Annotated in this window: 24 protein-coding genes; 6 read left to right on the top strand and 18 right to left on the bottom strand. The window is 72.5% G+C overall.

The genetic code is table 11. The features are described 5' to 3' along the window. Positions 1-2 precede the first annotated feature (2 nt). From ABTW95_RS01925 to ABTW95_RS01910, 4 genes are read right to left on the bottom strand one after another with little or no spacing between them, the layout of a single operon-like run. Entirely contained in the window at positions 3-1,187 is a 1,185-nt protein-coding gene (locus ABTW95_RS01925) for an acyl-CoA dehydrogenase family protein (protein WP_396447533.1), read from the bottom strand. Positions 1,188-1,209: 22 nt separating this feature from the next. Beyond that, on the bottom strand, positions 1,210-2,223 hold the full coding sequence (locus tag ABTW95_RS01920; protein ID WP_396447534.1) for a 2Fe-2S iron-sulfur cluster-binding protein: 1,014 nt from the start codon (positions 2,221-2,223) through the stop codon (positions 1,210-1,212). Further along, complete coding sequence (locus ABTW95_RS01915; protein WP_396447536.1) at positions 2,220-3,890, bottom strand: FAD-binding protein; 1,671 nt, start codon at positions 3,888-3,890, stop codon at positions 2,220-2,222. Before ABTW95_RS01915 ends, ABTW95_RS01920 begins: the two co-directional genes overlap by 4 nt. Beyond that, positions 3,887-4,756, bottom strand: coding sequence for an alpha/beta fold hydrolase (locus ABTW95_RS01910; protein WP_396447537.1), 870 nt, complete (start codon positions 4,754-4,756; stop codon positions 3,887-3,889). The genes ABTW95_RS01915 and ABTW95_RS01910 overlap by 4 nt, the downstream gene beginning before the upstream one ends. 314 nt (positions 4,757-5,070) lie before the next feature. Here ABTW95_RS01910 and ABTW95_RS01905 point away from each other — a divergent pair, with 314 nt between their 5' ends. Then, positions 5,071-5,676 (top strand): flavin reductase family protein, encoded by a 606-nt coding sequence (locus tag ABTW95_RS01905; protein WP_500223651.1) that lies wholly within the window; start codon positions 5,071-5,073, stop codon positions 5,674-5,676. Positions 5,677-5,732: 56 nt separating this feature from the next. Here ABTW95_RS01905 and ABTW95_RS01900 read toward each other — a convergent pair whose 3' ends face one another. Further along, the gene (locus tag ABTW95_RS01900; RefSeq protein WP_396447540.1) at positions 5,733-6,653 is read right to left on the bottom strand and encodes an IclR family transcriptional regulator; all 921 of its coding nucleotides are present in this window, start codon (positions 6,651-6,653) and stop codon (positions 5,733-5,735) included. A 178-nt stretch (positions 6,654-6,831) separates the two neighbouring features. Here ABTW95_RS01900 and ABTW95_RS01895 point away from each other — a divergent pair, with 178 nt between their 5' ends. Both ABTW95_RS01895 and ABTW95_RS01890 read left to right on the top strand, forming a co-directional pair. Then, a complete protein-coding gene (locus tag ABTW95_RS01895) occupies positions 6,832-7,704 on the top strand; it encodes a TIGR03619 family F420-dependent LLM class oxidoreductase (protein ID WP_396447541.1) in 873 nt (290 codons plus the stop codon). Further along, positions 7,701-8,195: a nuclear transport factor 2 family protein gene (locus tag ABTW95_RS01890; protein ID WP_500223648.1), complete on the top strand. Its 495-nt coding sequence runs from the start codon at positions 7,701-7,703 to the stop codon at positions 8,193-8,195. Before ABTW95_RS01895 ends, ABTW95_RS01890 begins: the two co-directional genes overlap by 4 nt. Before the next feature lie 43 nt (positions 8,196-8,238). On the opposite strand, the gene ABTW95_RS01885 is transcribed toward ABTW95_RS01890, so the two are convergent. From ABTW95_RS01885 to ABTW95_RS01875, 3 genes are all read right to left on the bottom strand, one after another. Further along, the gene (locus tag ABTW95_RS01885) at positions 8,239-9,102 is read right to left on the bottom strand and encodes an MHYT domain-containing protein (RefSeq protein WP_396447545.1); all 864 of its coding nucleotides are present in this window, start codon (positions 9,100-9,102) and stop codon (positions 8,239-8,241) included. Positions 9,103-9,211: 109 nt separating this feature from the next. Next, the gene (locus ABTW95_RS01880) at positions 9,212-10,012 is read right to left on the bottom strand and encodes a maleylpyruvate isomerase family mycothiol-dependent enzyme (RefSeq protein WP_500223646.1); all 801 of its coding nucleotides are present in this window, start codon (positions 10,010-10,012) and stop codon (positions 9,212-9,214) included. 10 nt (positions 10,013-10,022) lie between these two features. After that, on the bottom strand, positions 10,023-10,868 hold the full coding sequence (locus ABTW95_RS01875) for an SGNH/GDSL hydrolase family protein (RefSeq protein WP_396447547.1): 846 nt from the start codon (positions 10,866-10,868) through the stop codon (positions 10,023-10,025). Between the two features lie 96 nt (positions 10,869-10,964). Here ABTW95_RS01875 and ABTW95_RS01870 point away from each other — a divergent pair, with 96 nt between their 5' ends. Beyond that, positions 10,965-12,248, top strand: a complete 1,284-nt coding sequence (locus ABTW95_RS01870; protein ID WP_500223644.1) for a PucR family transcriptional regulator — start codon at positions 10,965-10,967, stop codon at positions 12,246-12,248. Positions 12,249-12,250: 2 nt separating this feature from the next. Here the strand turns inward: ABTW95_RS01870 and ABTW95_RS01865 are convergent, their stop codons facing one another. From ABTW95_RS01865 to ABTW95_RS01850, 4 genes are all read right to left on the bottom strand, one after another. Then, on the bottom strand, positions 12,251-14,017 hold the full coding sequence (locus ABTW95_RS01865) for a hydroxysqualene dehydroxylase (RefSeq protein WP_500223642.1): 1,767 nt from the start codon (positions 14,015-14,017) through the stop codon (positions 12,251-12,253). Positions 14,018-14,248: 231 nt separating this feature from the next. Continuing rightward, on the bottom strand, positions 14,249-14,449 hold the full coding sequence (locus tag ABTW95_RS01860; RefSeq protein ID WP_396447550.1) for a hypothetical protein: 201 nt from the start codon (positions 14,447-14,449) through the stop codon (positions 14,249-14,251). An 80-nt stretch (positions 14,450-14,529) separates the two neighbouring features. Continuing rightward, positions 14,530-15,354 (bottom strand): acetate uptake transporter family protein, encoded by an 825-nt coding sequence (locus tag ABTW95_RS01855; RefSeq protein WP_500223640.1) that lies wholly within the window; start codon positions 15,352-15,354, stop codon positions 14,530-14,532. 203 nt (positions 15,355-15,557) lie between these two features. Further along, on the bottom strand, positions 15,558-15,971 hold the full coding sequence (locus ABTW95_RS01850; protein WP_396447552.1) for an STAS domain-containing protein: 414 nt from the start codon (positions 15,969-15,971) through the stop codon (positions 15,558-15,560). A 106-nt stretch (positions 15,972-16,077) separates the two neighbouring features. On the opposite strand from ABTW95_RS01850, the gene ABTW95_RS01845 reads away from it, so the two are divergent. Further along, complete coding sequence (locus ABTW95_RS01845) at positions 16,078-16,323, top strand: DUF2630 family protein (RefSeq protein ID WP_396447553.1); 246 nt, start codon at positions 16,078-16,080, stop codon at positions 16,321-16,323. A gap of 19 nt (positions 16,324-16,342) precedes the next feature. On the opposite strand, the gene ABTW95_RS01840 is transcribed toward ABTW95_RS01845, so the two are convergent. From ABTW95_RS01840 to ABTW95_RS01820, 5 genes are all read right to left on the bottom strand, one after another. After that, positions 16,343-18,001, bottom strand: coding sequence for an L-lactate permease (locus ABTW95_RS01840; RefSeq protein ID WP_396447555.1), 1,659 nt, complete (start codon positions 17,999-18,001; stop codon positions 16,343-16,345). Positions 18,002-18,126: 125 nt separating this feature from the next. Continuing rightward, positions 18,127-20,190, bottom strand: coding sequence for a xanthine dehydrogenase family protein molybdopterin-binding subunit (locus ABTW95_RS01835; protein ID WP_500223637.1), 2,064 nt, complete (start codon positions 20,188-20,190; stop codon positions 18,127-18,129). After that, on the bottom strand, positions 20,187-21,188 hold the full coding sequence (locus ABTW95_RS01830) for an FAD binding domain-containing protein (RefSeq protein WP_500223635.1): 1,002 nt from the start codon (positions 21,186-21,188) through the stop codon (positions 20,187-20,189). Before ABTW95_RS01830 ends, ABTW95_RS01835 begins: the two co-directional genes overlap by 4 nt. After that, entirely contained in the window at positions 21,185-21,736 is a 552-nt protein-coding gene (locus tag ABTW95_RS01825) for a 2Fe-2S iron-sulfur cluster-binding protein (RefSeq protein WP_396447559.1), read from the bottom strand. Before ABTW95_RS01825 ends, ABTW95_RS01830 begins: the two co-directional genes overlap by 4 nt. Before the next feature lie 83 nt (positions 21,737-21,819). Then, entirely contained in the window at positions 21,820-22,191 is a 372-nt protein-coding gene (locus ABTW95_RS01820) for a phage holin family protein (protein ID WP_396447560.1), read from the bottom strand. A 128-nt stretch (positions 22,192-22,319) separates the two neighbouring features. Here ABTW95_RS01820 and ABTW95_RS01815 point away from each other — a divergent pair, with 128 nt between their 5' ends. Further along, on the top strand, positions 22,320-24,479 hold the full coding sequence (locus ABTW95_RS01815) for a terpene synthase family protein (RefSeq protein WP_500223633.1): 2,160 nt from the start codon (positions 22,320-22,322) through the stop codon (positions 24,477-24,479). 55 nt (positions 24,480-24,534) lie between these two features. Here ABTW95_RS01815 and ybiA read toward each other — a convergent pair whose 3' ends face one another. Beyond that, entirely contained in the window at positions 24,535-25,059 is a 525-nt protein-coding gene (gene ybiA, locus ABTW95_RS01810; RefSeq protein ID WP_396447562.1) for a riboflavin biosynthesis intermediates N-glycosidase, read from the bottom strand. Positions 25,060-25,157 lie beyond the last annotated feature (98 nt).

Here is a 25,157-nt window from a genome sequence, read left to right as displayed (position 1 = left end):
GGTCAGATCATCGAGCGCATCGGGCCCTGCGGGGGCTCGATGTCGAGGTCCGTCAGGGCCGTGACGTGGTAGACCGAGCCGGGCACGTGGATCGCGTGGGCGAGGCCGACGTGCGCGTCGCGCCAGAAGCGCTGGATCGGGTTGTCCATCCGCATCGCGTTGCCGCCAGACCGGACCACGATCTCGTTCATCGCCTGCACCGCCCGCCACGCGGCGCGCACCTGGGTGCGGCGCCCGGCGGCGCGCTCGGCGAACGTCGGGACGCGCCCGGACGCGACCATGTCGTACACGCGCGAGCAGTTGTCGAGCAGCGCCGTCCGGGACGCCTTGATCTCCTCGGCGGCCTCGCTGATCGCGTACAGCACGTACGGGTCGTCCTTGATCTTGGTGCCGGTGATCTGGACGCGGTCGCGCTGGTAGGCCAGGTGGTGGTGCAGCGCGCCCTCGGCGATGCCGATCACCGCGGAGGTGATGCCGAGCGGGAACACGCACGAGAACGGCATCAGGTAGGACGGGTTGGTCAGCCCCGCCTCGCGCGGCGCGGTGCCGTCGACGACCTTGGCGTACTCCAGCGTCCGGTACTTCGGGACGAACGCGTCCCGGACGATGATGTCCTTGCTGCCGGTGCCCTTGAGCCCGGCGACGTCCCAGGAGTCCTCGACGATCTCGTAGTCGGAGCGGGGCAGGATCAGGTGCAGCGACCGCGGCGGCATGACCATCTGGCCCTCCTCGTCGCCGAGCATCCCGCCGAGGAAGATCCAGTCGCAGTGGTCGGTGCCGGAGGAGAACTGCCAGCGGCCGTTGAAGACGTAGCCGCCGTCGACCGGGCGGGCGATGCCCATCGGCGCGTACGGGGACGCGATCCAGGTGTCGGGGTCCTCACCCCAGACCTCCTCGCGGACCTTCGGGTCGGCGTAGGCCATCTCCCACGGGTGGACGCCGACGATCCCGGCGATCCAGCCGGTGGAGCCGTCCAGGGCGGCGATGCCCATCACCGTCTCGGCGAACTCGCGCGGGTGGACCTCCAGGCCGCCGTGCGCCTCCGGCTGCAGCAGCCGGATAGCCCCGGCCTCGCGCAGGATCGACGCGGCCTTGTCGTCCAGCCGGCCGAGGGCCTCGTTGGACGGCCCCAGCTCGCGGATCTGCTCCGCCCTCTCCATGATCGTGTCAAGCACGCGGTTCGCCATCGCCTGTCTCCCGTGATGTGTTTCAGCCGTCGTAGGTGATCTTCAGCCGGTCGGTGACCGGCCTCGCCTGACAGGCGAGGATGAGGCCGTCGGCGAGATCCTGCTCGTCGAGGACCGTGTTGGCGTCCAGCGTGACCTCCCCCTCCAGCTTGATGCAGGCGCAGGCCGAGCAGTTGCCCTCCCGGCAGGAGAACGGGGCGTCGACGCCGGCGCGCAGCAGCGCGTCGAGCAGCCGGTCGGACTTCGGCCACGGGACGGTCTGCGTCTCGCCGTCCATCTCGACCTCGACCTCGCCCGCGTCCCCGGTGCCCTCCGGGGCCTCCTCCGGCTCCTCGAACGGGTCGCCCTCCAGCGAGAAGAAGCGCTCGACGTGGACGCGCACGCCGAGGCCCGTGAACGTGTCGGTGACCAGGTCCATGAAGACCTCCGGCCCGCACACGAACGCCTGCCGCCCCTTGTACGGCCCGGCCAGGGACCGCAGGACGGCGGGCGTCGGCAGCCCCTGCACCGACTCCAGGATGTGGACGACCGTCAGCCGGTCCGGGTGCGCCTCGGTCAGCGCCCGCAGCTCCTCGGCGAAGATCACCGACTTCTCGTCCCGGTTGGCGTAGAGCAGCGCCACCCTGCCGCTCCCGCCCGCCAGGCACGACTTCAGGATCGACATCACCGGCGTGATGCCGCTGCCGCCCGCGACGAGCAGCAGGTCGTCGTCCAGCGACGCCGGGGTGAAGGTGCCCGCCGGGCGCAGCACCTCCAGCACGTCGCCGGCGGTGACGTTGTCGCAGATCCAGTTGGACCCTAGACCGCCCGCGACCCGCTTGACCGTGACCTTCAGCCGGTCGTCGGTGAGCGGCGAGCTGCACAGCGAGTAGCAGCGCGCCGCCCAGCCGTCCCCGGCCGGGACCCGGACCGTGAGGAACTGCCCGGGCCGGTAGGTGAACCGGTCCCGGTCGCCCTCCGCGGGTTCGAGGACGAGCGAGTGCGCGTCGGCCGTCTCGTGGACGACCTCCACCACCCGCGCCTTCAGAGCCGTCATGACCGCTCCGCGGCCCTTCCGGCGGCGTGCCGCGCCGCGATGTAGCCGAACACGATGGACGGGCCGATCGTCGCGCCGGGACCGGCGTACTCATTGCCCATCACCGACGCCGACGAGTTGCCCGTCACGTAGAGGCCCTCGATGACCGAGCCGTCCTCGCGCAGCACGCGGGCGTGCTCGTCCGACACGAGGCCGCCCTTGGTGCCGAGGTCGCCGACCTCCATCCGGAACGCGTGGTACGGGCCGCCCTCGATGACGTCCAGGTTCGGGTTCTTCAGGTTGGGGTCGCCGTAGTAGCGGTCGTAGGCGGAGTCGCCGCGGCCGAACTCGGGGTCCCGTCCCGCGCGGGCGTACTCGTTGAACTTGCGGACGGTCTCGGCCAGCGCGTCCGCCGGGACGCCGATCTTCCCGGCCAGCTCCTCCAGGGAGTCCGCCTTGAACGCGATGCCCTTGTCGTAGAACGCCTGCGGGATCGGCGCGCCCGGCAGGATCTGCGCGAACGGGTAGCGGGCGCGGGCCTTGGCGTCCATCACGAACCAGCACGGGACGTGCCCGCCGTCGAGCTGGTCGTGGACGAAGTTGACGTACGGCGCCGACTCGTTGGTGAACCGCTTCCCGTCCTGGCCGACGATCACCGACCGCGGGATGCACCGCTCCGACAGCAGCGGGATCACCGCGCCGGCCGGGTGCCGCACGGCCGGCATCCACCAGGCGTCGTCCATCAGGTCGAGCGCGGCGCCGAGCCGCTCGCCGGCGAGGATGCCGTCGCCGGTGAGCTCGCGGGCGCCCATCGCGAAGTCCTCCTGGCCGCCCTTCGGCAGGTACTTGTCGCGCATCTCCTGGTTGTGGTCGAACCCGCCCGTCGCGAGCAGGACGCCCCTGCGGCCGCGGATGCGCACCGTCTCGCCGTCGCGGGTGGCGACGATCCCGGTGACGCGGCCGTCCTCGTCCGTGACCAGCTCGGTCATCGCGGTCTTCAGCCACAGCGGGACGCCGGCGTCCTTCAGCGCCATGCGGAGCCGCGCGGCGAGCGCCCGGCCGCCGGTCGCCATGTGGCGGCGGCGGACCATGTTGGACGACACGCGCCACGCCGCGACCAGCGACGCGCGGCGCCCCGCCCAGGTGCGCTTGGCCATCGCGAGGTCGTGGTAGTCCTTCGCGGTGATCCACAGGCCGAGCGGGCCCTTCATGCTGTTCGGCCGCTGGTACTTCTCGTCCTCGCCGAGCTTGCGGGTGTCGAACGGCTTGGCCTCGATGGACCGGCCGAGCGGGCGGCCGCCCTCGTACTCGGGGTGGTAGTCGGAGTAGCCCTTCGTCCAGAAGAACTTCATCCACCTGCTCTTGCCGATGAGCTCCATCGCGGCGGGGCCGTTGTCGATGAAGGCGTCCAGGCGCGCGCCGGGGACGCGGCCCTCGGTGAGCCGGTCGAGGTACGCGCGGATCGACTCGCGGCTGTCGTCGTGGCCGTGCGCCCGCAGCGTCGGGTTGTTCGGGATCCAGATGCCGCCGCCGGACACCGCGGTGGAGCCGCCGAACCGCTTGCCCTTCTCGACGATCAGGGCGGAGATGCCGGCGTCGTGGGCGGTCAGCGCGGCCGTCATCCCGCCGCCGCCGCTGCCGACGATGACGAGGTCGTACTCGTGGTCCCAGCCCCGCCCGGCGCTCATCCCTGCTCCTTGGCGGTCAGGAACGCGAGGACGGCGCTCTCCCAGGCGGCCTTCTGCTCGATCATCACCCAGTGCCCGCAGTTCGGGAAGATGTTCACCTGGACGTCCGGGATCGTCCGCATCGGGATGAGCGCCATGTCGACGGGGCTGACCCTGTCATCGCGTCCCCACGTGATAAGCGTCTTCGCCCTGAGCTTGTGGAGCATCGCCCAGTAGGGCGGCTCGTCGGACGCGGCCATCGCCTTGTCGCGGGCGGCCATCGCCTTCGACCCGTACATGCGGCGGGCGGCGGCGAGCGTGTCGGGGTCGGTGGCCTGCTGCCAGCGCTCCTCGATCATCTCCTCCGTCACGACCTCCGGGTCGTAGACCATGGAGTGCAGCCACCGGACCAGGCCCTCGCGGGTCGGGTTGTCGGTGAACTCCGCCAGCAGCTTGATGCCCTCGCCGGGCGCGGGGCTGAAGACGTTCCGGCCGATGCCGCCGATCGTGACCAGGCGCCCGACGCGGTCCGGATGCCGGAGCGCCACCTGGGTGGCGATGATGCCGCCCATCGAGTTGCCGATCACGTCGACCCGGCCCAGGTTCAGGCCGTCCAGGAACCGGACGACGGCGCCGCCGGCCGCCATCATCGGGTGCTCGCCGGTCGGGTCGCTGACCCCGAACCCGGGGAACTCCAGCACCAGGCACCGGAAGTGCTCGGCGAACCGGGGGAGGTTGCCGCGGTAGTTCCGCCAGCCCGTCACGCCCGGCCCGGACCCGTGCAGCATCAGCAGGGGCGGGCCCTCGCCGGCCTCGTGGTAGCGCAGGACGCCCCGGTCGGTGGCGAGTTCGCGCAACGTCGACTCGTAGGTCAGCTCCGCAGGCATGATCTCCCAGTCCTTCGGACGGTGGCTTGACGTGAACGTAATTCCGGCCGGGGCGGGGTCACCCGGTGGATCCCGATCAGCGGGACGCGGGTCTCATCGGCGCTCTCCCCGGCCGGTTCGGCGCGCGCTTCCACTCAACGGGACCGGTGCGCGCCGGCCGCCGGGGGCATGCCTACGTTCAGGCGCACCGGCCACTTGACCGGCGACGCGCGGACCCTGCTTATTGGACGATGCCGCCTATTGGGCATTGTTGTCGGACATGTTGTTGTTGAACCTGGACGTCGACCGTCCCGCACCGAGCCCGAGGTGAACAGATGCCAGCCGAGCCAGCGCTCACCGCAGACACCGGCCGCACGCCCGCCGCGTCCGACGCCGCCGCGCCCGATCCGGCGGAGTTCCGGAAGGCGATGGCGGAGTTCGCCACCGGGGTCACCGTGGTCACCGCCCTCGACGGCGGCGAGCCGGTCGGCTTCGCCTGCCAGTCGTTCGCGTCGGTGTCGCTGGAGCCGCCGCTGATCCTGTTCTGCGCGGACAAGCGGGGCCGGTCGTGGCCGCGGATCCGCGCCGCGGGGCGTTTCTGCGTGAACGTGCTCGGCGAGGAGCAGCGCGACCTGTGCGAGCGGTTCGGCTCCAGCCGGGGCACGAAGTTCGAGGGCCTGGAATGGGACGTGTCGCCGTGGGGAGCGCCCACGCTGCCGGACGTCCTGCTCGCCGTGCACGCCGTCGTCCACGACATCCACGAGGCAGGCGACCACGAGGTGGTGATCGGCCGGGTCCTGCAGGTGGAGCGGCACGACGTCCGGGACGGGGTGTGGCGGCGTCCGATGGTGTTCTTCCGCAGCCGGTTCGGCGTCGGCGAGCCCGACGCGCCGATCGCCCCGGACCCGTGGGGGCTGGGCGACCGGTGGGGCTGGGGCTGACGCCCCGTGCGCGTTCGGGCCGTGTTCGTTCGGCCCGTGTTCGTTCGGGCGCGGTGTCACATCCAGGTGCCGCGTCCGTCCACGGCGACCAGCCGGTTCAGCGTCTCGGGCGACCACGTCGGCTCCTCGCTCGTCCGGCCGGGGGCGCGCCGGGCGCGCGGGCGGCCGGTGCCGGCCGCCGAGCCCGGGAAGAGGATCTGGGAGATCTCGCGGGCCGCGGTGACCACCAGCGGGGCGACGTTCTCCAGCGGCGTCCGGATGTCGCCGGCCAGGGAGATGCCGGCGACCGGCCCCTCGTCGCCGCGGATCGCCGCCGCCACGCACGCGATGCCGGGGAACGACTCGCCGCGCTCGAACGCCAGGCCGCGGCGCCGCCGGATGCGGTGCAGCTCCTGGTGCAGCGTGCCCAGCTCGCCGATGGTGCGGCTGGTGAGGCGGCTGATGTTGTCGCCGAGCAGCGCGTCCACCTGCTCGGGCTCCAGCCACGCCAGCATCGCCTTGCCGAGCGCGGTGCAGTGCGCCGGGGCGCGGCCGCCGACCCGGGACGGCACGGACGCGGCGAGCCGCCCGCCGAGCTTGTCCAGGTAGAAGACCTCGGCGCCGTCCAGCACGGCGAGGTGCGCGACCAGCCCGGTGGTGACCTGCAGCTCGTGCAGCAGCGGGGCCGCCGCCTCCCGGATCTTGCCGTGCCCGCCGTCCTGCCCGCCGAGGCCGAGGGCGCGCTGGCCGAGGCCGTAGCCGAACGAGTGGTGCGCGAGCCAGCGCTGCTTGACCAGCTGGTCCAGGATCCGGTGCGCGGTCGAGCGCGGCAGCCGGGTGCGCCGGGCGACGTCCTCCAGGGTCAGCCGGGCGGTGGGCCCGTTGAACGCGTCCAGGATCAGCGTCATCCGCTCGATCATCGACGGCGGCGACTCCCGCCGTGCGGCCGTCCCCGCCACCGTCGGCGCCGCTGCCCCGTGCGTCATCGCCTCGGTCATCGCACCTCCCAGAAGCCGACTGAAATGAATTCTTGTTACCTGGAATGTAGCAATCGCTTGGTCTCCTGTGAAGGGGGGACATATGCCCAGGTCAGCGAAGTCTTTGCTGCGGAATCCGATGTCCTGGCTGTTCCGGAGGCCGTGATAGAACGTTTTCCTGCCTAGGAGGGGAGCCACAATGCGTGTCGGCATCGTCACGCCGGTGGTGGCGCAGCCGCCGCCCGCCGGCGCCTGGGAGCGGGACGCGGGCATCGAGGAGATCGCGGCGATCGCGGAGACCGCCGACCGGCTCGGCTACCACCACGTCACCTGCAGCGAGCACGTCGCCGTCCCCGCCGGGGCGGCCGAGCGGCGCGGCGGCGTCTACTGGGACCCGCTCGCCACCTTCGGCTACCTCGCCGCCCGGACGTCCCGCATCCGGCTCGCCACGCAGGTCCTCGTGCTCGGCTACCACCACCCGCTCGCGATCGCCAAGCGGTACGGGACGCTCGACCGGGTCAGCGGCGGCCGGCTCGTGCTCGGGCTCGGCGTCGGCAGCCTGGAAGAGGAGTTCGACCTGCTCGGCGCCCCCTTCGCCGGCCGCGGCGCCCGCGCCGACGACGCCCTGGCCGCCCTCCGCGCCTCCCTGGGGCGCCGCGTCCCCGAGTACCACGGCGCGTACTACGACTACTCAGGCCTGGTGGTGGAGCCGCACGCCGTCCAGGAGCGCGTCCCGCTGTGGATCGGCGGCCGTTCGGGACGCTCCCTGCGCCGCGCCCTGACCGCCGACGGCTGGGTCCCGTTCGGCCTCCCGCTGAAGACCCTCGCCGAAATGCTGCGCGAGGCCGACGTCCCGCCCGGTTTCGACGTGGTCCTCGCCCCGTCCCGCCCGCTCGACCCCCTCGCCGACCCCGCGGCGGCCGGCGCCGCCCTCGCCGGGCTCCGCGACGCGGGCGCCACGATCGCCGGCGTGAGGTTCGCGTCCGCGTCCCCGGCGCACTACCGCGAGCAGCTCGCGGCCCTGCGCGACCTGGCCGGCGACTACGGCCTGGCCTTCGAGGAGAAGCAGTGACCGTCGAATCCCGCCTCGCCGCCCTCGAAGAGCGCCTCCGCGCCCTCGAAGACGAACGCGAGATCACCCGCCTGATCCTCTCCTACGGACCCCTGGTCGACAGCGGCTGCGCCGCCGGCGTCGCCGCCCTGTGGGAGCCCGGCGGCGTCTACGACGTGGACGAGATCCTCATGACCGGGCGGCCCGAGATCGAGGCGATGGTCCGCTCGCCCGCCCACCAGCGCTGGATCGCCGGCGGCTGCGCCCACTTCATCGGCCCCCCGCACGTCACCGTCGACGGCGACGAGGCCACCGCCGTCGGCTACACCCTCATGATCGTCAACGGGGACGGCTTCGTCCTGCGCCGCGCCACCGCCAACCACTGGCGCCTGCGCCGCACCGAGGACGGCTGGCGCGCGGTGTCCCGCACCAACCGCGTCCTGGACGGACGCGAGGAGTCCCCCGATCTCCTCGCGTCCCACTTCCCCCACGCCACCCGCCACCGCCCGTGACGGCCGGCCCGGCCGTCAGGGGCCAACCGTCAGGGGCCAACCGTCAGGGGTTGGGGCCGCCGAACCACTCGCCGGCCTGGGAGCGGGAGTCGGCGGGGGTGATCGGGGCCGGCGGGCGGGGTCCGGACCGGCGGGTGCGGGCCTCCTCCAGGCGCTCCTGGAGCCGGGCCTCGATGCGCATCTCGTCCTCGCTCGGGGCCATCGCGATGATGATGAGCAGGATGGTCGCGACCGCGCCGACGCCGCCGACGAGGGGCAGGATGAAGTCGACGGCCTTGACGCCCTCGGGGGTGGTCTCGTGCGCGTGCAGGTGGACGCGCATGGCCGCCATGCCGGTGTAGTGCATGCCGGTCACCGCGACGCCCATGATCAGCGCGGCGCCCGCCGTCGCCCACATGCCGCGGACCGTGAGCGCGAACCAGAGCGCGGCGGTCGCCGCCACCAGGGCGATCACCACCGACAGCGCCACCAGGGCGGGCTGGTAGCCGAGGTCGGCGGACATGTTCATGGCCGCCATCCCCATGTAGTGCATGCTCGCCACGCCCGCGCCGGTGAGCACGCCGCCGAGGATGATCGACGCGGTGCCGGGGCCGGTGAAGCCGACGATGAACAGCCCGATCGCGACGACCACGATCGCGACGAGGCAGCTCAGCAGGGTGAGCGGCACGTCGTAGCGGATCTCCGCGTGCGGGACGCTGAAGCCGAGCATGGCGATGAAGTGCATCACCCAGATGCCGGTGCCGCCGATGGCGAGCGCCGCGAGGCCCAGCCAGGACGCCCGCGAGCGGCCGGACGAGGCCCGGGCGCGGGCCGTGCACATCAGCCCCAGCAGCGACCCGATGAAGGACATGATGTACGCGGCCACCGGAGTCAGCAGGCCGTAGGAGAAGTGGTGCACTTCCGCCATGAAGTTCCCCCCGGAACGGTCCAAAATGTGATCGCCGCATCATAGCCATGGTGATCAACACAAATCGAACGCGATTCCAGTGAGCGGATGAGCGGATCGGCGGAACCCCTCAGGGGGTGACGGACATGGCGGCCAGGATGCGGGCGGCCAGGTCCGCGTCGCCCTTGACGCCGACGGTCACCGCGTCGGGGGTGCAGCGGCCGGCGGTCAGGCGGACGTAGGTCTCCCAGTCCATGGCGAGTTCTGCGGTGGGAGCGGAGGGCGCCGCCGACAGGGCGCCGCGGCCGTTCTCGTCCACCGTGACGGCCGCGTCGAAGTCGGGCGGGCCGGTGATGACGAAGGTCACGGACTCGCCAGGGGCGGCCTTGGCGCGGCGGGCGACGATGAGGGGCAGGACGGGGCTGAAGAGCTTCCAGAAGCAGTGCGCCGCCGGGGCGTCGAGGTTGCCGGGGCGTCCGGTCGCGCGGCGGATGTCCTGCTCGTGGGTCCAGCAGTCCATGGCGCGGACCAGCATCAGGCGGGAGTAGGGGCCTTCGCGGCCGTCCGGGATCCTGACGACGCGGTCGGGGTCCAGGGTGGGGAGCTGCACGAGGCGGCGCTCCAGGGCGTCGGCGAGCTCCGCCGCCACGGCCGGGCCCGGGACGGAGCGGCGCGCGTGCACCGCCGCCTCAAGGGCCCGGCCGAAGTCGTTGCGGATGTGCGGGAAGTCGGGGACGTCGATGTCGGGGGAGGGATCGCCGAGGAGATCGAGCTCGATTCCCACCAGGTGGGACACCTGGTCCTTGACCGTCCAGCCGGGGCATTCGGTGGGCCGGTCCCAGTCGTCGTCGGTGAGCGTCGCGGCGAGCGCGAGGGTCGAACGGACCGTCTGCTCGAAGGCGGCGGTGTTGGCGCGCATCTCCTCGTTCATGCTCCGGAGACTACGCTCCGAGGGCGTTGCCGATGATGTCGGCGTAGGCGGCCTCGCCGCGGGCGTTCGGGTGCAGGGGGGCGGCGGCGTTGAGGGGGACGTAGCCCTCGATCCAGCGGCGGGACGCGGACTGGCAGGCGTCGTGGCCGGCCGAGGGGGTGACCAGGTCGATGTAGGTGGCGCCGTGGGCGAGGGCCTGTTCGCGGATGACGGCGTTCATGGCGTTGACGGCGCCCTGCAGGAAGTTCGCGTCGGTCGGCAGGACGGGCTGGATGGGCCAGCAGCCGTTCTGCTTGATGTAGAGGCCGTATCCGGTCACGACGATGCGCGCCTTCGGGGAGCGTGCGCGGATGCCGTCCAGGACGGCGCTCATGCGCGGGCCGAGGTCGCGGGTCTTCTGGGCGACCTCGTCCTCGAACTCGCCCTTGCAGGGGGTGGCGGTGGGGTCGAGGTTGACGCAGTCCTCGGCGACGCCGACGAGCCCGACGTCGTTGCCGCCGATGGTGAGGGTGACGAGGGTCGTGGACGCGGTGAGGGCGTCGAACTGGGGCGGGACGGTGCCGGTGTCGACGCCGGCGACGCTGGTGCTCTGCGGTTCGGTCATGTGCTTGGTCCGGGCGCCGCTGCAGGTGACGTCGTGCAGGTCGGCGCCGAGCGCGTCCGCGAGCTCGTGGGCGTAGTTGTGGGTGGAGCGTCCGCAGCCGATCGGTCCGGTGATGTTCGGGATGAGCGGCCCGGAGGCCATCGAGTCGCCCAGCGCGACGTACTCCACCGTGGCCGCGTGGGCGGGGGTCGCGGCGAGTGCCGAGCCCGCGAGGACGAGTGCGCCGACCATGCCGTACAACAGACGCTTCATGCCAACTCCCGGCGTCATGGACGATGTCGCCGTGATCGTCCAGAATCTGGACAGACCGTTCAATTGGCGTGAAAACAGACTCTTGCGGGAGCCGTTGTGACGCGGGACAACACGGCGGGGGGCAGCACGGCGAAGGGCGACACGGTGGGGGGCGGCACGGCGGGGGGCGGCACGGCGAGGGGCGGCGCGGCACTGAACGGCGCGGCGCTGCGCATGGCGGGGCGGCCGCTGGCGGCCCATCTGCGGGCCCGCGCCCCGCAGCTGACCCGGCGCGTCGTCGCGCGGCTGCTCGCCGAGCTGCCCGTCTACGCGGAGCTGCCGCAGGAGGAGGTCGCCGGGGACATCGCCGGGATCGTCCAGCACAGCCTCCGGCAGTTCGCGGACGTGCTGGAGCGGCGCCGCCCCGCCGGGCCGGAGGAGTTCGGCAGGCAGCGCGACTCGGCGGCGCTGCGGGCGGAGGAGGGCGTGCCGCTGGACGCGATCCTCACCGCCTACCAGATCGGCGCGGCGATGGCGTGGGACGAGCTGGCCGCGGGCGCGGAGCCGGCCGACCTGCCCGCGTTCCAGGAGGCGCTCGGCTACTTCCTGGACTTCCAGCGGCTGCTGATCTCGTCGGTCAGCGCCGCCTACCTGGAGGTGCGGCAGATCCTCGACAGCCAGGAGCACGGCGGGCGGCACGCCCTGATGACCGCGCTGATGACCGGGGAGACCGCGGGGCACCGCCCGGCGCCCCGCTACGCGGTCCTGGCGCTGGCGTTCGCCCCGCACCCGGACGAGGCGGGCGCGGGCCAGCGCGCCCGGATCGCGGCCCGGCGCAAGATCCGCCGGATCCGGACCGTGCTGGACGAGGTCGCCGACGAGCCCGCCTTCACCGCCCTGGACTCCTCCGGCGGGACGGCCCTGCTGCCCTACTCCGCGGGCTGGGACGTCCTGCACGACCTGGTCGCGCGGGCGGCGAAGTGCGCCGACGTCCCGGTCACGGCGGCGGCGGAGATCACCGGCCCGGCCGGGATCCCCGCCGCCGTCGCGCAGACCGCCGAGATCATGGACCTGGTCCGCCGGGCGGGCCGCCCGCCCGGCCTGTACCGGCTCGCGGACGTCCTGCTGGACTACCAGCTCAGCCGGCCGAGCGGCGCGCTCCCCGGGCTCGCCGCGCTGCTCGCGCCGCTCGACCGCAAGCCCGAGCTGCTGCGCACGCTGGAGCGCTACCTGGCCTGCGACCTCGACCGCCGGGCGACGGGCGCGGCGCTGCACGTGCACCCGAACACCGTGGCGTACCGCGTCCGCCGCATCAGCGCGCTGACCGGGCTCGACCCCGCCCGGCCGGGCGACCTGCAGTTACTGCACGCGGCGCTGATCGCGCGCCGCGCCCTTCCGTAAGGTCACCGGCCGGGCCACCGCGGGTCGAGGATGTCGAACTCATGCGGCAGCCGCAGCGCGTAGCGGAGCTTGTCCTTGAGCTTGAACGGCACCCACAGCGGCTGCTCGTACAGCTGGTGGACGTCGCACCGGTCGGCGTTCGAGCCGGCCGCGTCCAGCAGGGCGTTGACCGCCTGCCGGCCGCCCTGGTTGGCGCCCTCCATGGTGGTGACGTTGATCGGGGTCTTCACCCAGTCCCCGGCCAGGAACAGGTTCGGGATCTTCGTCTTGGACGCCGGGCGCAGCTTCCACGACCCGGGCTGCTGGATGAACAGCGGGGTCTCGTTGGTGACGCCGCCGCTCCCGTTCGGGACGATCGCCGGGTCGAGGAACCAGGAGTGCAGGTCGGCGTCGGTGAGCAGCGTCTCCCCGCTGTCGTTGAGGTGCGCCTTGATCTGCTTCCAGGTCTCGGCGGCGATCTCGCCGGGCGTGCAGTCCACGGCCCGCTTCTTGTTGAACGTGCCCGGGGTGAACCAGTCGGAGATGATCGACGACAGGCAGTCCTTGACGGTCCCGTCGCCGTAGGTGGAGAAGTCCCGCTTCCAGAACTGCTCCTGGCTGATCGACGTGACCGCCCACGTCGAGTCGCCGTAGTTCACGTGGCCCGGGGCGAGCGGCAGCTTCTTCTTGAGGAAGAACTGCAGCCCGGTCATCCAGTCGGTGCGCAGGCCCTTGATGCCGGCCAGCGACGGGTCGGCCTTCAGGACGGCGTCGCTCAGCAGGCCGGTGACCCGCTCGCACGGCATCGCGACGATGAACCAGTCGGCGGAGATGGCGGACTTGCCCTTGACGCCCGCGGACGTGATCTTGCCGTTGGAGACCGTGAGCGAGTCGACCTCGTACCCCACGTTGAACTTGACGCCGAGGTCGCGCAGGTGCGCGATCCACGGGTCGAGCCACATCTCCGACGACGACCCGTTCAGCACCCGGTCGACCGACCCGCCCGGCTCGTTGCCGAGCCCGAGGATGCTCCACACGGTGGCCTCGCCGACCATCGCGATGGAGTGGGTGCTCGCGTCCTTGGACTTGGTCGCGGCGAGGTTGCGGATCGTCCCGTCGGCGATGAACTTGTTGTACTCGTCGGAGAACCAGTCGGCGCGGATGTAGTCGGCCCAGGTGATGTTCTCCCACTGCCCGAGCTTGCGCTCGTCGCAGCTGGTGACGTAGACGAGCAGCTTCTGCGCGGCGAACGCGGCCTCGGTCACCGACAGCCTCGCGACCGTCTGGAGCCCGGACGTGATCGTGGCGAGGAAGCTGTTGACGTCGTAGATCGACGAGTGCGGCGGCAGCGGGAAGGGGAACGGGATGGTGAGGTCGGGGCGCCCCTGCCTCGACATCATGTACGCGTCGGCGCGGACGAGGTTGTCCCAGGTGCCCTTGGAGTTGCCCGGGAACGGTGTGCGGCGCATGTTGTCGGTGAGGTTGAAGTAGAAACCCGGGAAGAAGCGGAACCCGTGCTCGCCCGGCAGGTCGAGCCTGCCGCCCGTCCCGGTGCCCGGCGGGAAGATGCTGCGGGCCTTGCCGCCGAGGGCGGTGCGCTCGTACACCTCGACCTCGAAGCCCCGCTCGATCAGCTCGTGCGCCGCGGTGAGGCCGGCCACGCCGGCGCCGAGGACGGCGACCCGCCGCCCGCTCGCCGCACGCGCGGGGATCGGCCCCATGGCCATCGCCCCGGCGGTGGCGGCGCCCACCACTCCCGCGTCTCTGAGGAACCTTCTGCGTGTCGTCACGGCGACCCTCCAGGTGCCAGGCCCCCGACCCAATAAGTGGTGAGTTACTTGTAACACGCTATTAGCACCCTGCCAATAAGGCGGGACGCCGACTCCGGCCACGGCGGTATCGGTCCGGTCCGAAACAGCACCCGGAAACACAGCACCCGGAAACAGCAGAAGACACCGGACGCGCACGTCCGGTGCCGCTCCGCGCTCAGCGCGGGAAGGATGCGGGCGCGGCCGGGCCGCTCAGCCGGCGGCCGCGCCGGGATGCTCGGTGCGGAGGTGGTGGTGGAGCGCGGACAGTTCCAGGTGCGGCTGCTGGCAGCGCACGCAGGCCCAGATACCGTCCGGGATGGTCACACCGTGCTTCGCGGCGTCGTCACGCGCGCACAGCATGGTGTAGGTCTGGACGAGGCGCCGCCACGTCCGCCGGACCGCCGATGACATTCCCGCTCCCCCTCCGGGACGACTCTGCATGGATCGGCCCAGGATAAGGCAACGGGAATGTCAAGGCGAAACGCCGGAGATCACTGTCCGATCTTCACCCCCGGCTCTCCGTGCTTGTACTCCAGCGGCCGCACGCCGCGGCCGCCCGGGATGTTGCCGGCCACGCGGTACTTGCCGGTGGGCAGGATGGTCCGTCCGAAAGTGTTCTCCATCATCATCGCCGCCGCCGCGTACAGGGCGATGACCGCGGAGGCGACGAACAGCCAGCCGCCGACGTCCAGGCTCCAGTTGGACGGCGCCCAGAAGCCCGCCGACGTGAAGCCCGCGCCCACGGCGAGGCACGCCAGGAGCAGCGCCAGGACCATGTTCTCGCCGAGTGCGGCGAGCGCGCACAGCCCGGTGATCACCGCCAGCGGGACGAACCAGAACGCGAAGCCCTCCCGGACGGTGCCGAGGGTCGGTGCCAGCGCGGCGGGCGCCGCGCCGATGCTGACCAGCATGAACAGCGCGCCCCAGCCGAGCCAGAAGGCGCCCCACATGCCGTGCACCGCGGTGGCGAGGCCGTCGCGCGCCCGGTAGGACCACATGCCCGCCAGGAACTGCGCGAGGCCGCCGAAGAACAGCACGAACGGCCACAGGATGAGCGGGGTGCCGGCGTTGCCGTACCAGCCCGCCTGCCAGGCGCCGACCATCATGGTCGCGCCCGCGAATCCGAACAGCCCGAGGATGGACGGTGCCGCGAGGGGCTGCAGGAAGACGCGCGTCCGGTCCTCCCAAAGCGCGTGCTCGCCGGGCTCATTGGCGCCACGGCCCGGCGCCGCCGTGGCGGCGCCCTCCGCAGGCGTCCTGGGTGCGGCCTGTTCGCCGGACATCGGCGAGTCCGCACGCTCTCTTCGCCTTGCCATGAGATCCCCCTCTGGAATCGGAGAGCTGTAAAACCCGTCGTAACCGTGGTTTCTGTGGTCAAACAGGTCACCAGCGGGATACTGCGGGAACACACCGTCCCCGGCCCCATCGTTTGCCGCGCCGAGGCGCGGACATGGTGTTCCGATGACGCTCGCGCACCGGCCCTGAACCGGTCAGCAGTGCGGGGGTCAGCAGTGCGGGGTCAGCGGTGCGGGCGGCAGTGGATCGTCAGGCCGGGGGTGGCGTGCCAGCCGATCAGGCGGAAGAGCCGGTCGATATGCGGCGAGACCGTGTGCAGGACGATGAGGCGGCCGAGGTCGTGCATCTCGCGGGCCGCCACGGTGAAGACGCGCAGCCCGGCGACGTCCATGAAGGCGAGCGCGGCCATGTCGACGTGGACGTCCCCGGCGAGGCGGGTGCGGGCGTCCCGCAGCGCGGCGGCGACGGCGGGAGCGTTGGAGACGTCGATCTCGCCGGCCATCCGGAGCCACGGCGAGCCGGACGCGGCGGCGATGTTCAGCAGCGCGGTGTCCAGCTCGACGATGTCGTAGCGCGGAGCCGCGCGCTCCCCCGAGCCGGGAGCGCCCTCCCCGCCGCTGATCCGCCAGATCGTCATGTCACGCGCACCTCGCCCTTGGACGGGGGCGCCGCTGTCCCGGGCGGCCCCGTATATGTCAGGCTCTCACCTGTCGGCATCCTATGGACCCCACCGGGCGGATTTCATGGACGAGAAGGCGATTCTGGACCGGATCAACGAGTTCATCGAGGAGGAGCACGCACTGCGGCAGGCGCACGAACGCGCCGAGACGACCGACGGCGAGGCCCGGGACCGGCTGCGCCGGCTCGAGGTGGCGCTCGACCAGTGCTGGGACCTGCTGAGGCAGCGCCGGGCCCGGCTGGCGGCGGGACAGAACCCGGACGACGCCGAGGTCCGTCCCGCCGGTGAGGTGGAGGGCTACCTGCAGTAGCCCCCGCCGGTCCCGCCGGTCACGGGACCATCCAGCCGAGCACGCCGGTGGACTGCAGGCCCGACAGCAGGCACATCCCGGCGAGGAACAGCAGGCTCCACAGGACGACGCGGCGGAAGATGTCGCCCTCGCGGCCGTCCAGCCCCACGGCGGCGGCCGCGATGGCGAGGTTCTGCGGCGACACCATCTTGCCGAGCACGCCGCCGGAGCTGTTCGTGGCGGCCATCAGCACGGTCGAGAGGTCGGCCTTGTCCGCGGCGGTGACCTGCAGGGCGCCGAACAGCGAGTTGGACGAGGTGTCCGACCCGGTCACGGCGGTGCCGAGCCAGCCGAGGATCGGGGACAGCACGGCGAACACGCCGCCCGCGCCGGCCATCCAGGTGCCGAGCGTGACCGTCTGCCCGGACGCGTTCATCACGAACGCGAGGGCGAGGACGGCCATCACCGTGATGATCGCCCACTTGAGCTGGACGAGGGTCGTCCAGTAGGCGCGCAGGGCCTTGCCGAAGCCGACGCCGAGCACGGCCATGGTGATCAGCCCGGCGACGAGCATCTGCGTGCCGGGGGTGGTCAGGTAGTTGAAGTTGAACGTCGGCAGGCCGAGCGGCTTGCCGGCCGGGTCGGTGAGGTCGAGGCCGGGCCAGGAGAACGTGCGCGTGGCCTTGTCCAGCTGCTCCTTGACCTGGTCGATCTGGCAGATGACGAACACCGCGATGATGATCGCGTAGGGGGCGTAGGCGCGGGCGATCTCGGCGCGCGAGTCGCGCTCGCCGCCGTCCTCGCCGCCGTCCTCCACGCGGGCGGCGAACTCCGGCGTGGGCTCGTCGACGGAGCCGCCCGCGACCGGCGCGGGGCGGGCGAGCGCCCGCTGCGGCCGCAGCCGGACGACGAGGACGACCGCGGCGGCCGAGACGAGGGAGGCGACGACGTCGGCGAGCGGCACCGAGATGAAGTTCGCGGTGACGTACTGCGCGATGCCGAACGCGAAGCCGCAGAACAGGGCGGTGGGCCAGGTCTCGCGGAGGCCGCGCCTGCCGTCCACGATGAAGACGAGGACGAGCGGGACGAACAGCGCGAGGATCGGCGTCTGCCGGCCGACCATGGCGCCGAGCGTGTCGCTGGACTCGCCGGTGACCTTGCCGAGGGTGAGGATCGGCGTCGCCATCGCCCCGAACGCGACCGGGGCGGTGTTCGCGGTGAGCGCGAGGACGGCGGCCTTGAGCGGCTGGAAGCCGAGCGCGATGAGCATGACGGACGTGACGGCCACCGGCGTGCCGAAGCCCGCGAGGGCCTCCAGCAGCGCGCCGAACGAGAACGCGATCAGCACGGCCTGGAGCCGGCTGTCGTCGCTGACCTGGGCGAACGACCGGCGGAGCACGTCGAAGTGGCCGGTGGTGACGGTGATGTTGTAGACCCAGAGCGCGTTGATGACGATCCACAGGATCGGGTAGAAGCCGAACGCGGCGCCTTCGGTGCCGGCCAGGAACGCCTGCCCGGCGGGCATGCCGTACGCCCAGATCGCGACGGCCAGCGAGACGGCCAGGGCGATCAGGGACGCCAGCCACGCGCGCATGCGCAGGCCGCCCAGCAGGACGAACAGCACGGCGAGCGGCAGCGCGGCGACGAGTGAACTCCAGCCGAGCGAGTCGGCGATGGGATCGAGGACCTGCTGGTACACGGCGATCACCTCGCGGGTAGGGAGCGCCCCCGAGCACGTGATCAATACCCATCCGCGTGACGCCCATCACCTTGATAGTGAACTTTTCAATCAGTCATCTCCGGCTCCACACTGGGCTGCACCGGTCACAGGTGCGGGAGGAGCTTCGCCGGGGTGATGGGCAGGTCGCGGACGCGCACCCCGCACGCGTGCGCGACGGCGTTGCCGACGGCCGCGGCGGCGCCCACGATGCCGATCTCGCCGATGCCCTTCGAGCCCATCGGGTTCAGGTGCGGGTCGGACTCCTCCACCCAGACCGCGTCGATGTCGCGCACGTCGGCGCAGGACGGGACGTGGTACTGGGCGAGGTCGCGGTTGAGGTAGTCGCCGAACCGCTCGTCCATGACGCTCTCCTCCATCAGCGCCATGCCGATGCCCATGGTCATGCCGCCGATGAACTGGGAGCGGGCCGTGACCGGGTTGATGATCCGGCCGACGGCGAACACGCCGAGCATGCGGGAGACGCGGACCTCGCCGGTGTCCATGTCGACCTCGGCCTCGGCGAAGTGGGCGCCGAAGCCGTGCCGGGCGTACTCCTCCTCCGCCTCTAGCTCGCCGGTGGTGTCCGCCGACGCCTCGATCCCCTCCGGCGGGACGGCGCCCGCGCCGTTCAGGCGTGCGAGCAGCGCCTCGCAGGCCCGCACGACGGCGGTCCCCCAGCTGGCCGTCCCGCTGGACCCGCCCGCTACGGACGCCCTCGGGAAGGAGCTGTCGCCGACCTCCATCCGCACCCGGCCGAGGTCGGCCTTGAGCGTCTCGGCGGCGATCAGCGCGAGCGCCGTGCGGGCGCCGGTGCCGATGTCGGACGCGGCGATCCGCACCGTGAACGTGCCGTCCGGCTCGGCCCGCGCCGCCGCCCGGCCGGGGTTGCGGCGGGCCGGGTAGGTGGCGGCGGCGACGCCCGTCCCGAGCAGCCTGCGGCCGGCGCGCCGCGTCCCCGGCACCGGGTCGCGGCCGGCCCAGCCGAACCGGGCGGCGCCCTCCTCCAGGCAGGCGACGAGGTTGCGGGAGCTGAACGGCAGCCCGCTCTCGGGCTCCCGGTCCGCGTCGTTGCGGACGCGCAGCTCGACGGGGTCGATGCCGGCGGCGACGGCCAGTTCGTCCATCGCCGATTCGAGCGCGTACATGCCGGGCGTCTCGCCGGGCGCCCGCATCCACGACGGCGTCGGGACGTCCAGCCGGACGACCCGGTGCGTCGTGCGGCGGTTCGCGGCCCGGTACATGACCCGGGTCGGCGCGGCGGTCTGCTCGGCGAACTCGCGGACCGTGGAGGTCTGCTCGACCACGTCGTGCATGATCGCGGTGAGCCGGCCGTCGGCGTCGGCGCCGAGCCGCATCCGCTGGATGGTCGGGGTGCGGTACCCGGTCGTCGCGAACATCTGCCGACGCGGCACGGCGAACTTGACCGGCCGTCCCACCTCGCGCGCCGCCATCGCCGCCAGGACGGCGTTGGGCCGGGGCGTGCCCTTGGCCCCGAACCCGCCGCCGACGTGCGTGGACACCACCCGCACCTGGCCGGTGTCCAGGCCGAGGACGCGGGCGAGGGTCCGCTGGTGGCTTGACGGCCCCTGGGTGGACTCGTAGAGCGTGAGGGATCCGTCCTCGTTCCACTGGGCGGCGGTGGTGTGCGGCTCCATGGGGTTGTTGTGCTCCGCCGGGGTCGTGTAGGTGACGTCCACCCGCACGTGCGCGGCGCCGAAGGCCCCGTCGGGGTCGCCGAACTCGGTGTCGGCGGGGAGGCCGGCGTTGACCTGCTCGGGCTTGTAGAGGCCGGGATGGTCCGGGCGGAGCCGGACGTCCGGGTCCTCCGCCGCGTACTCGACGCGGACGAGCCGCGCCGCCTCCTGCGCCGTCTCGAGCGTCTCGGCGACCACGGCCGCGACGAACTGGCCCCGGTAGGAGACCGTCCGCGACTGGAAGACGGCCAGCTCGCCATCGGAGCGGTCCGCGAGCCGGGGCGCGTTCTCGCAGGACAGCACGGCGAGCACGCCCGGAAGCCGGCGCGCCGCCGCGGTGTCCACGGACGCGATCTCGCCGCGCCCGGCGTCCGCCTGCACGGCCGACAGGTACGCGGCGTCCCGCAGCGGGTACTCGTGGGCGTACCGCGCCGCCCCGGTGACCTTCTCGCGGCTCTCCAGCCGTTTCGTCATGCCCCCTCCTCCGCCTCGGCCGCCAGGTCGGTCAGCGTCCGCACGACCAGGTTGCGCGCGAGCGGCACCTTGTATCCGTTGTCGCGCAGCGGCTCGGCGGCCGCCAGCTCCGCGTCGGCGGCGCGGGCGAACGCCTCCCCGGTCGCGGCGGCGCCGCGCAGCGCGTCCTCGGCGGCGCGGGCCCGCCACGGCCGGTGGGCGACGCCGCCGAGCGCGAGCCGGGCGTCCTGGACCACGCCGCCGCGCACGTCCAGCGCCGCCGCCACCGAGACCAGCGCGAACGCGAACGACGCCCGCTCGCGCACCTTGCGGTACGCCGCCGGCATGCGCAGCGGCGGCACGGCGACCCCGATGATCAGGTCGCCGCGGTCGAGCGTGGTGTCGCGCCGGGGATCGCCGCCGGGCAGCCGGTAGAGGTCGTCCAGCATGATCGTCCGTTCCCCGCCGCGGCCGCGGACGCGGACCGAGGCGTCCAGCGCCGCGAGCGCCACCGCCATGTCGGACGGGTGGGTCGCGACGCACGCGGACGAGTGCCCGAGGATCGCCAGGTTTCGGTGCTCGCCGTCGCGCGCCGGGCAGCCGCTTCCCGGGTCCCGCTTGTTGCAGGGCTTGGACGCGTCCTGGAAGTAGGGGCAGCGGGTGCGCTGCAGCAGGTTGCCGCCGACCGTCGCGAGGTTGCGGAGCTGGCCGGACGCCCCCGACAGGACGGCCCTCGCCAGCATCGGGAACTCCGCGCGCACCGTCCGGTCGGCGGCGAGGGCGCTGTTGGTGACGGCGGCGCCGACGATTAGCGTCCCGTCCGGGTCCCGCTCGATCCGGTCGTAGGGCAGGCGGGTCACGTCGACGAGCTTCGAGGGCTGCTCCACCCCGAGCCGCATCAGGTCCACGAGGTTCGTCCCGCCGCCGAGGTAGCGCGCGTCGTCGCCGTCCCGGGCCGCCGCGTGCTCGGCCATCGCGTCCTCGGCCGTCGCCGCCCGCGCGTATGCGAAGGGCCTCATGCCCGCGCTCCTTCCCGGGCCGCCCCGTCCGGCTCGCCGGCCGCCTCGCGCAGCGCGGCGACGATCCCGGTGTAGGCGCCGCAGCGGCACAGGTTGCCGCTCATCCGCTCGCGGATCTCGGCGTCGTCCAGGGGAGGTTCGGCGGCCATGTCCCCGGTGACGGCGCTCGGCCAGCCGCGGGCGGCCTCGTCCAGCACGGCGGTGGCGGAGCACAGCTGGCCGGGCGTGCAGTATCCGCACTGGAAGGCGTCGTTCTCGACGAAGGCCCGCTGGACGGGGCTGAGCCGCCCGTCCCGCGCGAGGCCCTCGACCGTGGTGATCTCGGCGCCGTCGTGGGCGACGGCCAGCGCGAGGCACGCGTTCGCGCGGCGCCCGCCGAGCAGGACGGTGCACGCGCCGCACTGGCCGTGGTCGCAGCCCTTCTTGGAGCCCGTCAGGCCGAGGTCCTCGCGCAGGACGTCCAGCAGGGACGCGCGGGTGTCGACGCTCAGCCGGTGCTCGTCGCCGTTCACGTGCACCGTGATGTCGGCGTGGATAGGCATGTCCATGCCGCGCCCCTACCCCGATGCGGCGAGGTGAGTCAGCGGCGGCGGGGGCGCGGCCGGAGCGCGCCGGACGGCACCGGACCCGGTCAGACCGAGTCGGAGAGTATCTCCACGACCTGGCGCGCCGTGTCGGTCGGCAGCGGCGCCGGCAGCCCCTTCCACTTGCGGGACGCGGCCACCGCCGCGGCGCCCGCCCCGCCGCCGTAGACGGCGGCCGCGACGAAGGACGCCAGCTCGGGCGGCAGCTTCTTCTCCAGCAGCAGCACGTTCATCCGGTACGTGGCGGCGGTCGCGAGGACCCCGAAGGCCCCGGCGATCGCGCCCAGCCGCAGCGCCGGGACGCGCTGCCGGGCCTTCTCCAGCATCTCCTGCTGCGCGGCGTCGACCACCCGCCGGGCGAGCAGGAGGTTCTGCTCCAGCGAGTCGCCGACCTCCGCGGGTTCGCTCGACTCCGTCATGACCTCCGGCTTACCCCCCGGCGGGCAAAGCATTCCGGAGAGGAAGTTATCACCCTTCGTAACTTTGCGAGTGCTGTAAGTTGCCGAGCGGATCCCGTCCCGTTCGGAGCCGACAGAGAGGCCGGTCGATGCAACCGTTCGAGCTGCCCGACTTCTACGTGCCGTACCCCGCCCGGCTGAACCCGCATCTGGAGGGCGCGCGGACGCACACCATGGCGTGGGCGCGCGAGATGAAGATGCTGGACGACGACCGGGACCCCGGCACCCCCGACATCTGGGACGAGGCGGCGCTCGCGGCGATGGACTACGCGCTCCTCTGCGCGTACACGCACCCCGACTGCGACGGGCCGGAACTCGACCTCGTCACCGACTGGTACGTCTGGGTGTTCTACTTCGACGACCACTTCCTGGAGGTCTTCAAGAAGCCCCGCGACCAGGACGGCGCCCGCGCCTACCTCGACCGGCTGCCGCTGTTCATGTCGCTCGACCCGCCGGAGCCGGTGAACGCCGTCGAGCGCGGCCTCGCCGACCTCTGGGGCCGGACCGTCCCGGCCAAGTCCGGCGCCTGGCGCGACCGCTTCTCCGTCAGCACCCTGAACCTGCTGCGCGAGTCGCTGTGGGAGCTGTCGAACATCAGCAGCGGGCGGCTGCCGAACCCGGTCGAGTACATCGAGATGCGGCGCAAGGTCGGCGGCGCGCCCTGGTCGGCCGACCTGGCGGAGCACGCCGCCGGCGTGGAGATCCCCGAGCGGGTGGTGGGCACGCGGCCGCTGCGCGTCCTCAAGGACACCTTCGCGGACGGCGTGCACCTGCGGAACGACATCTTCTCCTACCAGCGGGAGACCGAGTCCGAGGGCGAGGTGAACAACTGCGTCCTGGTGATGGAGCACTTCCTGAAGGTGGGGCCGCAGGCCGCCGCCGACACGGTCAACGACCTGCTGACCTCGCGGCTGCGGCAGTTCGAGAACACCGCCCTCACCGAACTGCCGCACGTCTTCGCCGACCACGCGCTCGACCCGTCCGAGCAGGCGAGCGTCGCGGCCTATGTGAAGGCCCTGCAGGACTGGCAGTCCGGCGGCCACGAGTGGCACATGCGGTCCAGCCGCTACATGAACGAGAAGTCGCTCGGGATGTCGGCCGCGCGCGTCCCGGCGCTGCTGAGGTCGGCGCGGATCAGCCGCCCGCACGTCCCGTTCCAGAAGGTGGGGCCGACGCCGCTGCCGGAGTTCGACATCCCGTACCCGCCGCGCGTCAACCCGCACCGCGACCGCGCCGGCCGCAACGTCGTCCTGTGGGCCCGCGAGATGGGCATGTTCTCCCCGCATCCCCGCACGCCCGTGCCGGTGTGGAGCGCCGAGCGGCTCACCGGGATGGCGCTGGAGATCTGCGCCGCCTCCCTCGACCCGGACGCGAGCCCGGAGGCCCTCGACCTCGCCACCCAGTGGCTGGCGTTCGGCACCTTCGGCGACGACTACTTCCCCGCCGTGTTCAACCGCGACCGCGACATGGCGGGCGCGAAGGTCTTCAACGCCCGCATCCCGTCCTTCATGCCGCTGGACTGCGGCGCCACTCCCCCGCCGGAGAACCCCTTCGAGGCCGCGCTGGCCGACCTGTGGCCGCGCACCGCACTGCCCATGGACGACCGGGGCCGCCGCGAGTTCCGCGCGTCCGTCGAGCACATGGTCGAGAGCTGGCTCTGGGAGCTGAACAACCACCTCCAGTCGCGCGTCCCCGACCCCGTCGACTACATCGAGATGCGGCGCCACACGTTCGGCTCCGAGATGACGATGAGCCTCTCCCGGATCGAGCACTCCCACGAGGTCCCCGCGGAGGTCTTCGCGACCCGCACCCTGCGCGAGATCGACGCGTCCGCGATGGACGTCGCCTGCCTCCTGAACGACTGCTTCTCCTACCAGAAGGAGATCGAGTACGAGGGCGAGCTGAACAACGGCGTCCTCGCCATCGAGAACTTCTTCGGCTGCGGCCGCGACGAGGCGCTGCCCATCGTGAACGACCTCATCACGTCCCGGCGCCGCCAGTTCGAGCACCTGGCCACCCGGGAGCTGCCCGCCCTGGCCGGCGAACTCGGCCTGGACGACACCGCCCGCGCCTCCCTGGCCGCCTACGTCGACGAACTCCGCGACTGGATGGCCGGCATCCTCAAATGGCACCGCGAATCCGACCGCTACGACGAGCGCCGCCCGCTCATCCCCAAGCCGACCGGCCTGGGCACGTCCGCCATCTACCTCTTCACCCGCGCCGGCTCGCGCGACCCGGCCGCCCCCTGACCACCGGCTCCGCCCGCGCCCGGCGACGCGGCGCCCAGATGCGGAAGGCGAGTGGTCAGCGGAGGGCGCCGCGGACGGTCATCAGGGTGAAGCCCAGCAGGTTCTCGCCCTGCCATGACGCGACCCGCCCGGCGCGGGGGTCGTCGGCGGCGAGGCCGATGCCCCAGACGCGGTCCAGGGGGCTCGCCTCGACGAGGACGCGGTCGCCGGTGCCGAGGAGGTAGTCGCGGAGTTCTTTGTTTTGGCCGAACTTCGCCTCGTTGCCCCTTGTGACAATCGCCACACGGTTGTCGCGCCACCTTTGCTCGTCGAAGTTCCGGACGCGGCGGCCGAGGTCTTTGGCGCGGCGGGGATCGGCGGCGGCGATGATGGCGGCCGCCGTTTCCTCGTCGCCGAAGAGGCGGGCTTTCCCGGCCATCATGTAGTGCTCGGCGGTCGCATAGGCCGTGCCGTCGACGGTGAAGGGGGACGGCCACCACTGGCTGAGGTAGCCGGGGCCGGGGGTCCGGTGACCCCAGAAGAACAGGAACTTCAGGCGGGCCCCGGCGTCCTGCAGGCGGATCAGTTCGGCTGCGTCCATGGAAGAGAAGGGTGGCAGGCGGGCGCCGCCGGGGCCACCGGGTTTCCCCGCACGGGAATGAATGATCCATTAGCGGTGTTAACGGTCGCGTCGCGTCC

It is taken from the genome of Spirillospora sp. NPDC127506, from assembly GCF_040302145.1.
Lineage (GTDB): Bacteria > Actinomycetota > Actinomycetes > Streptosporangiales > Streptosporangiaceae > Spirillospora.
The sequence above is the reverse complement of the archived record's forward strand: the minus strand, read 5'-3'. Positions and strand labels throughout refer to the sequence as shown.

Excerpts from the sequence above, each read along its gene's own strand:
- ABTW95_RS01925 (WP_396447533.1), bottom strand. The coding sequence starts at position 1,187 with ATGGCGAACCGCGTGCTTGACACGATCATGGAGAGGGCGGAGCAGATC.
- ABTW95_RS01920 (WP_396447534.1), bottom strand. The coding sequence starts at position 2,223 with ATGACGGCTCTGAAGGCGCGGGTGGTGGAGGTCGTCCACGAGACGGCC.
- ABTW95_RS01915 (WP_396447536.1), bottom strand. The coding sequence starts at position 3,890 with ATGAGCGCCGGGCGGGGCTGGGACCACGAGTACGACCTCGTCATCGTC.
- ABTW95_RS01910 (WP_396447537.1), bottom strand. The coding sequence starts at position 4,756 with ATGCCTGCGGAGCTGACCTACGAGTCGACGTTGCGCGAACTCGCCACC.
- ABTW95_RS01905 (WP_500223651.1), top strand. The coding sequence starts at position 5,071 with ATGCCAGCCGAGCCAGCGCTCACCGCAGACACCGGCCGCACGCCCGCC.
- ABTW95_RS01900 (WP_396447540.1), bottom strand. The coding sequence starts at position 6,653 with ATGACCGAGGCGATGACGCACGGGGCAGCGGCGCCGACGGTGGCGGGG.
- ABTW95_RS01895 (WP_396447541.1), top strand. The coding sequence starts at position 6,832 with ATGCGTGTCGGCATCGTCACGCCGGTGGTGGCGCAGCCGCCGCCCGCC.
- ABTW95_RS01885 (WP_396447545.1), bottom strand. The coding sequence starts at position 9,102 with ATGGCGGAAGTGCACCACTTCTCCTACGGCCTGCTGACTCCGGTGGCC.
- ABTW95_RS01880 (WP_500223646.1), bottom strand. The coding sequence starts at position 10,012 with ATGAACGAGGAGATGCGCGCCAACACCGCCGCCTTCGAGCAGACGGTC.
- ABTW95_RS01875 (WP_396447547.1), bottom strand. The coding sequence starts at position 10,868 with ATGAAGCGTCTGTTGTACGGCATGGTCGGCGCACTCGTCCTCGCGGGC.
- ABTW95_RS01860 (WP_396447550.1), bottom strand. The coding sequence starts at position 14,449 with ATGTCATCGGCGGTCCGGCGGACGTGGCGGCGCCTCGTCCAGACCTAC.
- ABTW95_RS01855 (WP_500223640.1), bottom strand. The coding sequence starts at position 15,354 with ATGGCAAGGCGAAGAGAGCGTGCGGACTCGCCGATGTCCGGCGAACAG.
- ABTW95_RS01850 (WP_396447552.1), bottom strand. The coding sequence starts at position 15,971 with ATGACGATCTGGCGGATCAGCGGCGGGGAGGGCGCTCCCGGCTCGGGG.
- ABTW95_RS01845 (WP_396447553.1), top strand. The coding sequence starts at position 16,078 with ATGGACGAGAAGGCGATTCTGGACCGGATCAACGAGTTCATCGAGGAG.
- ABTW95_RS01835 (WP_500223637.1), bottom strand. The coding sequence starts at position 20,190 with ATGACGAAACGGCTGGAGAGCCGCGAGAAGGTCACCGGGGCGGCGCGG.
- ABTW95_RS01830 (WP_500223635.1), bottom strand. The coding sequence starts at position 21,188 with ATGAGGCCCTTCGCATACGCGCGGGCGGCGACGGCCGAGGACGCGATG.
- ABTW95_RS01825 (WP_396447559.1), bottom strand. The coding sequence starts at position 21,736 with ATGGACATGCCTATCCACGCCGACATCACGGTGCACGTGAACGGCGAC.
- ABTW95_RS01820 (WP_396447560.1), bottom strand. The coding sequence starts at position 22,191 with ATGACGGAGTCGAGCGAACCCGCGGAGGTCGGCGACTCGCTGGAGCAG.
- ABTW95_RS01815 (WP_500223633.1), top strand. The coding sequence starts at position 22,320 with ATGCAACCGTTCGAGCTGCCCGACTTCTACGTGCCGTACCCCGCCCGG.
- ybiA (WP_396447562.1), bottom strand. The coding sequence starts at position 25,059 with ATGGACGCAGCCGAACTGATCCGCCTGCAGGACGCCGGGGCCCGCCTG.